14 protein-coding genes are annotated in these 11,826 nt (G+C 73.3%); 9 read left to right on the top strand and 5 right to left on the bottom strand.

What is annotated here, in order from left to right; translation table 11 throughout:
• Positions 1–2 precede the first annotated feature (2 nt).
• The gene (locus GXB85_RS02915) at positions 3–974 is read right to left on the bottom strand and encodes an ATP-binding cassette domain-containing protein (protein ID WP_370523965.1); all 972 of its coding nucleotides are present in this window, start codon (positions 972–974) and stop codon (positions 3–5) included.
• 280 nt (positions 975–1,254) lie between these two features.
• Between GXB85_RS02915 and GXB85_RS02910 the strand changes: the two genes are divergently transcribed.
• The 9 genes from GXB85_RS02910 (at position 1,255) to GXB85_RS02870 (ending at position 8,915) form a co-directional block, all read left to right on the top strand.
• Positions 1,255–2,073, top strand: a complete 819-nt coding sequence (locus GXB85_RS02910; RefSeq protein ID WP_370523964.1) for a helix-turn-helix transcriptional regulator — start codon at positions 1,255–1,257, stop codon at positions 2,071–2,073.
• On the top strand, positions 2,070–3,500 hold the full coding sequence (sufB, locus tag GXB85_RS02905) for a Fe-S cluster assembly protein SufB (protein WP_161916130.1): 1,431 nt from the start codon (positions 2,070–2,072) through the stop codon (positions 3,498–3,500). Before GXB85_RS02910 ends, sufB begins: the two co-directional genes overlap by 4 nt.
• A 56-nt stretch (positions 3,501–3,556) precedes the next feature.
• A complete protein-coding gene (gene sufD, locus GXB85_RS02900) occupies positions 3,557–4,789 on the top strand; it encodes a Fe-S cluster assembly protein SufD (protein ID WP_161916209.1) in 1,233 nt (410 codons plus the stop codon).
• Positions 4,786–5,124: a non-heme iron oxygenase ferredoxin subunit gene (locus tag GXB85_RS02895; protein WP_161916129.1), complete on the top strand. Its 339-nt coding sequence runs from the start codon at positions 4,786–4,788 to the stop codon at positions 5,122–5,124. The genes sufD and GXB85_RS02895 overlap by 4 nt, the downstream gene beginning before the upstream one ends.
• A 9-nt stretch (positions 5,125–5,133) precedes the next feature.
• Positions 5,134–5,895, top strand: a complete 762-nt coding sequence (gene sufC, locus GXB85_RS02890) for a Fe-S cluster assembly ATPase SufC (protein WP_161916128.1) — start codon at positions 5,134–5,136, stop codon at positions 5,893–5,895.
• Positions 5,895–7,193, top strand: coding sequence for a SufS family cysteine desulfurase (locus GXB85_RS02885; RefSeq protein WP_161916127.1), 1,299 nt, complete (start codon positions 5,895–5,897; stop codon positions 7,191–7,193). Before sufC ends, GXB85_RS02885 begins: the two co-directional genes overlap by 1 nt.
• Positions 7,190–7,660 carry a Fe-S cluster assembly sulfur transfer protein SufU gene (gene sufU, locus GXB85_RS02880; protein WP_161916126.1) on the top strand — a complete coding sequence of 157 codons (471 nt, stop codon included), beginning with the start codon at positions 7,190–7,192 and terminating at the stop codon, positions 7,658–7,660. Before GXB85_RS02885 ends, sufU begins: the two co-directional genes overlap by 4 nt.
• The gene (locus GXB85_RS02875; protein ID WP_161916125.1) at positions 7,657–7,998 is read left to right on the top strand and encodes a metal-sulfur cluster assembly factor; all 342 of its coding nucleotides are present in this window, start codon (positions 7,657–7,659) and stop codon (positions 7,996–7,998) included. Before sufU ends, GXB85_RS02875 begins: the two co-directional genes overlap by 4 nt.
• Positions 7,999–8,153: 155 nt before the next feature.
• Positions 8,154–8,915 (top strand): head GIN domain-containing protein, encoded by a 762-nt coding sequence (locus GXB85_RS02870; RefSeq protein WP_161916124.1) that lies wholly within the window; start codon positions 8,154–8,156, stop codon positions 8,913–8,915.
• A 25-nt stretch (positions 8,916–8,940) separates the two neighbouring features.
• Here the strand turns inward: GXB85_RS02870 and GXB85_RS02865 are convergent, their stop codons facing one another.
• From GXB85_RS02865 to GXB85_RS02850, 4 genes are read right to left on the bottom strand one after another with little or no spacing between them, the layout of a single operon-like run.
• Positions 8,941–9,816 carry a neutral zinc metallopeptidase gene (locus tag GXB85_RS02865; protein WP_161916123.1) on the bottom strand — a complete coding sequence of 292 codons (876 nt, stop codon included), beginning with the start codon at positions 9,814–9,816 and terminating at the stop codon, positions 8,941–8,943.
• 46 nt (positions 9,817–9,862) lie between these two features.
• Entirely contained in the window at positions 9,863–10,504 is a 642-nt protein-coding gene (locus GXB85_RS02860) for an energy-coupling factor transporter transmembrane protein EcfT (protein ID WP_161916122.1), read from the bottom strand.
• On the bottom strand, positions 10,501–11,202 hold the full coding sequence (locus GXB85_RS02855; protein ID WP_161916121.1) for an ABC transporter ATP-binding protein: 702 nt from the start codon (positions 11,200–11,202) through the stop codon (positions 10,501–10,503). The genes GXB85_RS02860 and GXB85_RS02855 overlap by 4 nt, the downstream gene beginning before the upstream one ends.
• A 7-nt stretch (positions 11,203–11,209) precedes the next feature.
• Positions 11,210–11,806 (bottom strand): biotin transporter BioY, encoded by a 597-nt coding sequence (locus GXB85_RS02850; protein WP_161916120.1) that lies wholly within the window; start codon positions 11,804–11,806, stop codon positions 11,210–11,212.
• Positions 11,807–11,826: the final 20 nt, after the last annotated feature.

The following is an 11,826-nucleotide window of genomic DNA, read 5'->3' as shown; positions in this document are numbered from 1 at the left end:
GGTCACCGCAGGCTCCGTCCGGTGAGGTCGAGGAAGACGTCCTCGAGGGTACGACGGCCCGTGCCGAGCGAGGTCAGCACGACGTCGGCGTCGACCGCCCAGCCCGTGACGAGGTGGAGCAGCCGCGGGTCGGCCGGGCTCGCGAGCTCGAGGCCGTCGTGCGTCGGCGTCACGGCGACGGGGATCCCCGCGCCGCGCAGGGTGTCGGCGAGACCGGGGGCGAGTCGCGGCAGGTCCGGCGGGGCGCCGTCGGGGCCGCGCAGCGTGACGCGCACACGCTCACCCTCCTCGGGACCGAGCACCTGGGTGAGGGACCCTGCGACCAACGCGCGGCCGTGGTCCACCACCACCACGTGGTCGGCGAGCGCCTCTGCCTCGGCCATCTGGTGCGTCGTCACGAGGACGGTCGCGCCGCTGTCCCGGAGCTCCCGTACGAGGTCCCAGACGGCGAGGCGCGCCTGCGGGTCCATCCCGGCGCTCGGCTCGTCGAGGAACACGACCTCGGGCCGACCGACCAGGGCGGCGGCGAGGGCGAGGCGCTGCCGTTGACCGCCCGAGAGTCGTCGCACCTGCGTGCGGGCGAACGACCCCAGGCCCAGGCGCTCGGTGAGTTCCTCGACGGGGCGTGGCCGCGCGTACATCGCGGCGACGTGACGCAGCGCCTCGGCGGAGGGCACGGTGGACGGCAGGCCGCCGTCCTGGAGCATCACGCCGACCCGCGGGCGCAGGGTGCGTGCGTCGCGCACGGGGTCGAGACCGAGCACACGGACGCTGCCCGCGTCGGGCGAGCGCAGGCCCTCGCAGCACTCGACCGTGGTGGTCTTGCCCGCGCCGTTGGGGCCCAGCACGGCGGTGACCCGCCCACGGGCGGCGGTCAGGTCGAGGCCGTCGACGGCGGCCGGTGCACCCCGGCCGTAACGCTTGACGAGGCCGCGCACGACGACGGCGTCCTCGGGGGCGGTGGTGACGGGCACGAGGACGCAGTCTAGGTCGCGAGGGTCGTGCCGGGACCCTCGGGTCGTGTGCCCGGGCCCCCGCCGGCGGGTGCGTGTCCCCGGGACGGGCGAGACATGCGTCACAGCCCGGGTCAGGTGAGGTCGGCCTTGGTTGCGGGGAAGCATTTGAGCAACAAGCATGTTGCCTTATTCGACGGTCACCTCGGTGCTGCCCTCGGGCGCTCGAGGGCGCGAGCCGGGTCCCTAGCGGGCTCGCACGCCTGGACCGACACGACCGAAGCGACGGAGGGAGATGCACGTGCCCACGACGGTGCCGCGCACGACCTCTGCCGCTCCCGGCCGCCCCGTCCACCGGGGGGATCTCGACGGCGCCGCACACGTGGGCGAGACCGAGCAGACGACGCGCGAGCGGATCCTGCGTCTCGTGGTCGAGGCGGGCCCCGTCTCCGTGCACGACCTCGCGCGCGACCTCGAGCTCACCCCGGCCGGCGTGCGTCGCCACGTCGTCGCCCTCGAGGAGTGCGGCCAGATCGCGGAGCACCGCGTGGGAGCGGCCGGCCCGGCCCGCCGTGGCCGGCCGGCGCGCAGGTTCGTCGCGACCGAGCGCGGACAGGCCGGTCTGACGAGCGCGTACCCCGACCTCGCCGCACAGGCGCTGCACTACCTCGCCGAGGTGGTCGGCACGCGCGCCGTCGAGGCGTTCGCCGGGCGCCGTGCGGCCGAGCTCCGCGAACGGCACGCGCGCCACGTGTCGGGCCGCACGCCGGCCGAGCGGGCCGAGTCGCTCGCCGCGACCCTGTCCGACGACGGCTTCGCAGCGTCGGTGCGTCCCGTCCCTGGCGGACGTGCTCTCCAGCTGTGCCAGGGCCACTGCCCGGTGCAGGACGTGGCGGCGCAGTTCCCCCAGCTGTGCGAGGCCGAGACCCGAGTCTTCTCCGAGCTGCTGGGCGTCCACGTCCAGCGGTTGTCGACCCTGGCCACCGGGGGGCACGTGTGCACGACGCACGTCCCGTTGGCCGCCGGCTCCGACCCGCCCGGGCGGACGCCGTCCAGCCTTGACCCCGACCAGGCAGCATCCGAGGGCCCCGCACGCGGGGCCGTGGAGGGAACACGATGAGCGCACCCACCGAACCGATGACCACCGACGAGGAGATCATCGCCTCGATCGGCAGCTACGGGTACGGGTGGCACGACGCCGACCCCGCCGGGGAGACCGCCGAGCGCGGGTTGTCCGAGGCGGTCGTGCGTCGCATCTCCGCACTCAAGAACGAGCCCGAGTGGATGCTCACGATGCGGCTCAAGTCGCTGCGCCTGTTCGACAAGAAGCCCATGCCGAGCTGGGGCGCGGACCTGTCGGGCATCGACTTCGACAACATCAAGTACTTCGTCCGCTCGACCGAGAAGCAGGCGACGAGCTGGGACGAGCTGCCCGAGGAGATCAAGCGGACCTACGACCGCCTGGGCATCCCCGAGGCCGAGAAGCAGCGCCTCGTCGCCGGCGTCGCCGCGCAGTACGAGTCCGAGGTGGTCTACCACCAGATCCGTGAGGACCTCGAGGAGCAGGGCGTCCTCTTCCTCGACACCGACACGGCGCTGCGCGAGCACCCGGAGATCTTCGAGCAGTACTTCGGCACGGTCATCCCGCCCGGGGACAACAAGTTCGCCGCGCTCAACACGGCGGTGTGGTCGGGCGGCTCGTTCGTCTACGTGCCGCCGGGTGTGCACGTCGAGATCCCGTTGCAGGCCTACTTCCGGATCAACACCGAGAACATGGGCCAGTTCGAGCGGACGTTGATCATCGCCGACGAGGGCTCGTACGTGCACTACGTCGAGGGCTGCACCGCCCCCATCTACTCGAGCGACTCGCTGCACAGCGCCGTCGTCGAGATCATCGTCAAGAAGAACGCCCGCGTGCGCTACACGACGATCCAGAACTGGTCGAACAACGTGTACAACCTCGTGACCAAGCGCGCGACGGCCGCCGAGGGCGCCACCATGGAGTGGGTCGACGGCAACATCGGATCGAAGGTCACGATGAAGTACCCGGCGATCTACCTCATGGGCGAGCACGCCAAGGGCGAGACGCTCTCGATCGCCTTCGCGGGTGAGGGCCAGCACCAGGACGCGGGCGCCAAGATGGTGCACGCGGCTCCGCGCACGTCGTCGTCGATCATCTCGAAGTCGGTCGCCCGCGGCGGTGGCCGCACGTCCTACCGCGGCCTGGTCCAGGTGCTCGAGGGTGCCGAGGCGTCCGCCTCGAACGTGCTGTGCGACGCGCTGCTCGTCGACCAGGTCTCGCGCTCGGACACCTACCCCTACGTGGACGTCCGCGAGGACGACGTGTCGATGGGGCACGAGGCGACGGTGTCCCGCGTGAGCGAGGACCAGCTGTTCTACCTCATGTCGCGCGGCATGGAGGAGACCGAGGCGATGGCCATGATCGTGCGCGGGTTCGTCGAGCCGATCGCGCGTGAGCTGCCCATGGAGTACGCCCTCGAGCTCAACCGCCTCATCGAGCTCCAGATGGAAGGCTCCGTCGGCTGATGCCCGAGCCGAGCACCGCGACCCACGCACCCCACGGAGAGGTTCCCCCGGACGAGATGACCACCGACCTGTCGACCGACCACAGCCGCGCCGTCGCCGACGGCGCGCACGCCCACGGGGTCGGCACCGTCCCCGAGACGTCGCGAGCCGCGCGCCGCACCTCGTTCGAGCTCGCGGACTTCCCGGTGCCGAGCGGGCGCGAGGAGGAGTGGCGCTTCTCCCCGGTCTCGCGTCTGACGTCGCTCTTCGCCCACGCGGAGGGGCTGACCGGCGGTGGCGTGCGCACGACCGTGGTGAACCCGCCCGAGGTCGACGTCGAGATCGTGCCGCGGGACGACGCGCGGCTCGGGACGGCCGGCCGGCCGGGGGACCGCACCGCGGCTGCCGCCTGGGCGTCGTTCCCGGAGGCGACGGTCGTGACGGTCCGGCGTGAGGCGGTCGCCACGGCGGCCACGAGCGTGCGGGTCGAGGGGACGACGGACGACGCGTCCGCCGAGCCGAGCGCGGCACACCTGCTGCTCCACGCCGAGCCCATGTCGCAGGCCGTCGTCGTCGTCGACCACGTGGGCGCCGCGACGCTGACGGAGACCGTCGAGATGGTGGTCGAGGACGGTGCGCACCTGACGGTGGTCACGATCCAGGACTGGGCAGCCGGGTCCGTCCACGCGGCCTCGCACCGCGCGCGGATCGGCAAGGACGCCACCCTCAAGCACATCGTCGTGACGCTCGGGGGCGACGTCGTGCGCGTCACGCCCGACGCCGAGTTCACGGGCGAGGGCGGCGAGGTCGAGATGCTCGGCCTGTACTTCGCCGACGCGGACCAGCACCAGGAGCACCGTCTCTTCGTGGACCACGCCGTGCCCTCGTGCCGTTCGCGGGTCACGTACAAGGGTGCGCTGCAGGGTGCGGGTGCCCACACGGTCTGGGTGGGCGACGTGCTCATCCGTGCCGCCGCCGAGGGCACCGACACCTACGAGCTCAACCGGAACCTCGTGCTCACGGACGGGGCGCGTGCCGACTCGGTCCCGAACCTCGAGATCGAGACGGGCCTGATCGAGGGCGCCGGGCACGCGTCGGCGACCGGTCGGTTCGACGACGAGCAGCTGTTCTACCTGCGCTCGCGCGGCATCCCCGAGGTCGACGCACGTCGTCTCGTGGTCCGCGGCTTCTTCGCCGAGCTCGTCCAGCAGATCGGCGTGCCCGAGGTCGAGGAGCGGCTCATCGCGGCGATCGAGGCCGAGCTCGAGAAGTCCATGAGCGAGATCGCGGGCGTGGCGGTGCAGGAGTGACCGCTCAGCTCGCCTGCATGGTGGACGACGTCGCCCCGGCCTCGGCGCTGCGCGTCGAGCTCGAGGGCGAGGCCGGACCCGTCGAGGTCGCCGTCGTGCGCGACAGCGACGGCACCTGGCACGCCATCTCCGACATCTGCTCGCACGGACAGGTCTCGCTGTCCGACGGCGAGGTCGAGGACCGCACGATCGAGTGCTGGCTGCACGGATCGACCTTCGACCTGCGCACCGGGGAGCCGCTGGCCCTGCCCGCGACCCGCCCCGTCCCCGTGTACCCCCTGACCATCGACGGCGACCGCGTGCTCGTGGACGTCGACACGACCGTGAACGCCTGAGGAGAAGCCATGTCCACTCTCGAGATCCGTGACCTGCACGTCAGCGTCGAGACCAAGGAGGGCGCCAAGCCCATCCTGCGCGGTGTCGACCTGACCGTCCGCAGCGGTGAGACCCACGCCATCATGGGGCCGAACGGCTCCGGCAAGTCGACCCTCGCCTACTCCCTCGCGGGCCACCCGAAGTACGAGATCACCTCGGGCACCGTGCTGCTCGACGGCGAGGACGTGCTCGAGATGAGCGTCGACGAGCGTGCCCGCGCGGGCATGTTCCTCGCCATGCAGTACCCCGTCGAGGTCCCGGGCGTCAGCGTCTCGAACTTCCTGCGCACGGCCAAGACCGCGATCAGCGGTGAGGCCCCCGCCCTGCGGCACTGGGTCAAGGACGTGCGCACCGCGATGGAGAACCTGCGCATGGACCCGACCTTCGCCGAGCGCAGCGTCAACGAGGGCTTCTCGGGTGGCGAGAAGAAGCGCCACGAGATCCTCCAGATGGAGCTCCTGAACCCGAAGTTCGCCATCCTGGACGAGACCGACTCGGGCCTCGACGTCGACGCGCTGCGCATCGTCTCGGAGGGCGTCAACCGGGTGCGCTCGAGCGGTGAGGTGGGCGTGCTGCTCATCACCCACTACACGCGCATCCTGCGGTACATCCAGCCCGACTTCGTGCACGTGTTCGTCGACGGCCGGATCGCCGAGGAGGGCGGCCCCGAGCTCGCCGAGCGCCTCGAGGCCGAGGGCTACGACCGCTTCCTCACCGCGAGCCAGGCCTGATGCTCACGGCGGCCGAGCTGGCGGCGGTCCGCGCCGACTTCCCGCTGCTCCAGCGCACGGTGCGCGGGGGCCGGCCGCTGGTGTACCTCGACTCGGGGGCGACGTCGCAGAAGCCCGACGTCGTCCTCGACGCCGAGCAGGACTTCTACCTGCAGCGCAACGCCGCGGTCCACCGCGGCGCGCACCAGCTCGCCGAGGAGGCGACGGACGCGTTCGAGCAGGCGAGGGCCGAGGTCGCGGCGCTCGTCGGCGCGCCCGCGGACGAGATCGTCTGGACGGCCAACGCGACGGCCGGGATCAACCTGGTCGCGTACGCGATGTCGAACGCGAGCCTCGGCCGGGGTGGTGCGGCCGCGCGCCGCCTCGCGCTCGGGGAGGGCGACGAGGTCGTGGTGACCGAGGCCGAGCACCACGCCAACCTGGTCCCGTGGCAGGAGCTGTGCGCCCGCACCGGCGCGACCCTGCGGTGGGTCGGCGTGCACGACGACGGGCGGTTGCGGACCGAGGACCTCGCGACGGTCGTGACCGACCGCACCAAGGTGCTCGCGTTCACCCACGCGTCCAACGTCACGGGTGCGGTCACGGACGTCGCGGCGTTCGTCGCGCGCGCGGCCGAGGTGGGCGCCCTGACGGTGCTCGACGCGTGCCAGAGCGTGCCGCACCTCCCGGTGGACCTGCCGGCGCTCGGGGTCGACCTGGCCGTCTTCTCGGGCCACAAGATGCTCGGCCCCACGGGGGTGGGCGCGCTCTGGGGACGACGCGAGCTGCTCGAGGCGATGCCACCGTTCCTCACCGGCGGCTCGATGGTCGAGGTCGTGACGATGGAGAGCACGACCTACGCGCCGCCGCCGCAGCGGTTCGAGGCCGGGACGCAGATGGTGGCCCAGGCCGTCGGGATGGGGGCCGCGGCGCGCTACCTGCGCGAGCTTGGCATGGACGCCGTGGCCGCGCACGAGCGGGAGATCGCTCGCCTGCTGCTCGACGCCGTCGCCGCGGTCCCCGGCGTGCGGGTGCTCGGCCCGACGGACACCGAGGCCAGGCTCGCGGCCGTGTCCGTTGTGGTCGACGGCGTGCATGCGCACGACGTGGGCCAGGTGCTCGACGACGCAGGTGTCGCGGTGCGCGTGGGTCACCACTGCGCGCAACCGCTGCACCGGCGGCTCGGGGCGACTGCGAGCACGCGTGCCTCGGCGGGCATCTACACGACGGCGGAGGAGGTCGCGGCGTTCGGCGAGGCCCTCGCCCGCGTGCGACCCTTCTTCGGTCTCGACGAGGTGAGCGACGGAGGCCCGGCATGAGCAGCTCGATGGAGCAGCTGTACCAGCAGCTGATCCTGGACCACGCGAAGAACCCGCACGGCAAGGGCCTCGCCGACGGCTCGGCCGCCGAGTCCCACCAGGTCAACCCGACCTGCGGGGACGAGGTGACCCTGCGCGTGCACCTCGGTGAGCAGGGCGGTCTCGAGAAGGTGAGCTGGGAGGGCCAGGGGTGCTCGATCTCCCAGGCCTCGATCTCGGTGATGTCCGAGCTCGTGACGGGCGTCCCCGTCAGCGAGGCGGAGGAGCTCGGCACCACGTTCCGCGAGCTCATGCACGCACGCGGCGCAGGGCTCGACGAGGCGTCCGAGGACCGGCTCGGGGACGCGACCGCCTTCACCGGGGTCGCGCGCTACCCCGCCCGCATCAAGTGCGCGCTGCTCGGCTGGATGGCGCTGCACGACGCCCTGGTGCAGTCCGGGGCGGCCACGACCAAGGAGGACGCATGACGACGACCGACCAGCAGCCCGTCCCGGGACCGCCGACGGCCGCCGACGTCGAGGAGGCCCTGCGCGACGTCATCGACCCCGAGCTCGGGATCAACGTCGTGGACCTGGGCCTCGTCTACGGGGTCACGGTGGACCCGAACAACCACGCCGTGGTCGACATGACGCTCACGTCGGCCGCGTGCCCGCTCACCGACGTGATCGAGGACCAGTCAGCCGCTGCGCTCGACGGCCTCGTCGACGGGTTCCGGATCAACTGGGTGTGGATGCCGCCGTGGGGTCCCGAGAAGATCACGCCTGACGGCCGCGAGCAGCTGCGCGCCCTCGGCTTCAACATCTGAGACCGCGCCCGACGCCCTGAGCCCCCTCCCCGGAGGGGGCTCAGGGCGTTTCTCGGGGAAGGATCGGGGTGGTGCCCCATACCGGGACGCCGGCGCGCGCGACAGGCTCGGAGCAGGCGCACGCACGCGGCGCCGGCATCGAGAGGAGCCTCCCCGTGAACGACCACCACGCACCGACGCCCGCACCCTCCGGACGGCGCGACCGGCGTGCCGTCCGCCGCGGCGGCGTGGCCCTTGTGCTCGGCGCGGCACTCGTGACCGCCGCCGGGTGCTCCTCGGTGGTCGCAGGCCCCACGACCACCCAGGAGCGCGACGTCGAGGGCGTGCGGGCGGTCGACCTGCGGACCTCGGGCACGCTCACGATCGAGCTGGGCGAGGCACCCTCGCTCACCGTGACGGCGCGCGAGAACGTGATCGACGAGCTGACGTCCGAGGTCGACGACGGCACGCTCGTGCTCGGCCGCGAGGGCGGGCCGCGGTGGGGGACACCCGGCCGCATCGAGTACACGCTGGTGGTGACGGAGCTCGAGGCGCTCGCGGTGCGTGGGTCGGGCGACGTCGAGGCCGACGACGTCGCGGGCGAACGTCTGAGCGTGACCGTCGAGGGCTCCGGCGACGTCGTCGTCGAGGCGGTCGAGGTCGGGACGCTCGACGCCCAGGTCGCGGGGTCCGGCGGGCTCACGCTCGCCGGGCGTGCGGACGCCCAGAACGTCGTCGTCGAGGGCTCGGGCAGCTACGACGGAGGCGACCTCGAGACCCGGGAGGCCGTGATCGCGGTGCGCGGCTCCGGGGGCGCCGACGTCCACGTCACGCGGCGGCTGGACGTCCAGGTGGACGGCAGCGGCTCGGTGCGCCACACGGGCGGTGCCGAGGTCACCTCGGACGTCGACGGCTCGGGCGACGTCGTCGGCTACTGAGCCGCGGCGGTGCAGGGCCTCGTGCTCACAGCTCCTCGGCCGTGAACGTGTCGCACGCCTCGAGGCTGCCCTCGTCGTAGCCGGTGGTGAACCAGCGCCGGCGCTGCTCGCTCGAGCCGTGCGTCCAGGTGTGCGGGTCGACGCTCCCGCCGGACGTCTCCTGGATGCGGTCGTCGCCCACGGCCTCGGCCGCCGAGAGCGCGTCGGCGAGCTGTGCGTCGGTGATGGGCTCGAGGAACGGGATGCCGGTGTCCGGGTCAGGCATGGTCGCCGCACCGGCCCACATCCCCGCGTAGCAGTCGGCCTGGAGCTCGACCCGCACCGAGTCCGACTCCGCGCCACCGCCGCTGCGGTCCGCCCGTTCCATCACGCCCGCGACGTTCTGCACGTGGTGCCCGTACTCGTGGGCGGTGACGTACATCTCCGCGAGCGAGCCGCCCGAGGCGCCGAACCGGCTCTGGAGCACGTCGAAGAAGCCGAGGTCCATGTAGATGCCCTGGTCGGCGGGGCAGTAGAACGGCCCCGTGGCCGAGGACGCCTGGCCGCAGCCGGTTCCGATCCCGCCGGTGAACACGTCGACGGTCGGCAGCGGCACCTCACCCGCGCCCGCGAGCTCGGCGGCCCAGAACGCGTCGAGCGACTGGACCGTGGCCGACAGGCGGCAGCCGCGCTGCTCGTTCGCCTCGGCGGCGCTGCACTCCTCGATGACCGACGTGGTGCCGCGATCGCCGTCACCACCTCCCTCGAGGCCGTTCACGACGGGGCCGACGTCCACGCCCGTGAGCTGGTAGACGACGAACACCGCGATCGCGAGGATCCCCACACCACCACCGGCGACCACGCCGCCCCTGCGGCGTCGCACGCGACCGCCCTCGAACCGCCCGCCCTCGCTGAACGTCATGGCCACACGGTAGGGCGGCCCGGCCGGGGCGGCGCGGGCAGGGTCGTCACTCCGCGAGGCCCCGCGCGGCGAGGGCCTCGCCGGTCGCGCGGGCACGCCCGACGGCGCGCACCGCGGCAGGGACGAGCACGGCGCGGGGCTCGCGCTCGAGGCCACGTGCGCGCGCTGCGTCGCGCACCTCGGTGCTCGTGCGCACGAGCTCGGGCACGGTACGGAGCATGAGGCCCACGGCGAGGGCGACGAGCTCGGGGCGCAGCCCTAGGTGCCGGGCTGGTCGGGCGGCGCGCCCGATCGCGTCGAGCAGCCTGTCGGCCGGGGTGGTCGCCGTGACCAGGGTCGCGGCGACCACCAGGGTGACGAGGTCCGCGGCCACCTCGACCGCCGTGGCGGGGCCGCGGGCCCACCACTGGTAGGCGCCCACGAGCAGCGCCGTCACGAGCACGGGCCCGAGGCTGCGGGCCGTCGAGCGCAGCGGCAGCCGGGCCGAGGTCGCGAGCAGCGCCGTCGTGGCGAGAAGGCCCACGGAGGCCCAGGCTCCCGTCACCACGAGCACGCCGACCCCGAGCACCGCGAGCCCGAGTGCCTTGGGCCCCGGCCCGGTGCGGTGCAGCCACGAACGTCCGGGGTGGTAGAGGCCGAGCGGTCCGGCCCAGGGCGGGCGCTGCGGCGTGCCGGCCCTCCGCCTCACGACGTCCCACCCATGAGGGCGACGTACGCGTCCACGGCCACGTCGGGGAGGTCGTCTGCGACCACGCGACCGCCGTCGACCACCAGCACACGATCAGCGCGACGGGCGGCGTCGAGGTCGTGCGTGACGAGGAGCAGCTGCAGGTCGAGGCCGTCGAGCAGCTCGTCGACCACACGGCGCCAGCGCAGGTCGAGCAAGGTCGTCGGCTCGTCGCACACCAGGACCGACGGCTCGGTCGCGAGGACGCCGGCGAGGGCCAGCAGCTGCTTCTGCCCGCCCGAGAGGGCGTGCACCGGCACGTCGGCCCGGTCGCCCAGGCCGAAGCGTGCGAGCACCTCGCGGGCTCGGTGCTCGCGCTCGTGCGCGGGGACGTCGAGCCGGCGCAGGGACAGGGCGACGTCCTCCAGCGGGGTGGGCATGACGAGCTGCGCATCGGGGTCGGTGAACGTGAACCCGACGCGCCGACGCACCGCGGCGCCCTCGTGCGCGGTGTCGAGGCCGTCGACGCGCACGACACCGGCCGACGGCAGCGCCAGGCCGTTCACGAGGCGCGCGAGCGTCGACTTCCCCGAGCCGTTAGCCCCGACGACGGCGACGCGGCGCTCGGTCAGGGTGCAGGTGGTGGGCTCGAGCAGGGTGACCACCTGGTCGCCGGCGCCCGCGTACGCGGTGACGGTCGCACCTTCGAGCTCGATCACCGCGCGGTCAGCGCCTGCGCAGGTCCGGGAAGGCGCGCACGACCGCGATCGTCACCACGGCGGCGAGGAGGTTCTTGACGACGTCACCCGGGAGGAACACGGCCCCCGCGGCGATCGCCTCACCCGCGGACATGCCCAGCCGCGCACCCATCACGGTGATCCCGATCGGGTGGATGAAGGTGAGGCTCGCGGCCATCGCCGAGCCGAAGACCGCCAGGAGGACCAGCCTTCGCGCGCGCAGCGCACGCCCCGCGAGCCAGCCCGCGAGGGCCGCGGCCAGGGGGAACGCGAGCAGGTAGCCCAGCGACGGCTTGCCGAGCACCGCGAGCCCGCCGGTGCCCTGGGCGAACACCGGGAGACCCGCGAGGCCGACCGCGAGGTAGAGCAGCACGGCGAGCGCCCCGCGCACGGGTCCGAGCACCAGACCCGCGAGCATCACGCCGAAGGTCTGCAGCGTGATCGGCACAGCCATCCCGGGCACCGGGATCGCCGGCAGCACCGCGCACACCGCGATGAACGCCGCGAAGGTCGCCACGAGGGCGACGTCGGTCGCCACCGAGGCGCGTGCGACGGGCAGGGGGGCGGTGCGGTCGAGCTCGGCCATCGGTCTCCCTCGGTCCGACC

The organism is Cellulomonas sp. APG4 (assembly GCF_009996735.1).
Lineage (GTDB): Bacteria > Actinomycetota > Actinomycetes > Actinomycetales > Cellulomonadaceae > Actinotalea.
The sequence above is the reverse complement of the archived record's forward strand: the minus strand, read 5'-3'. Positions and strand labels throughout refer to the sequence as shown.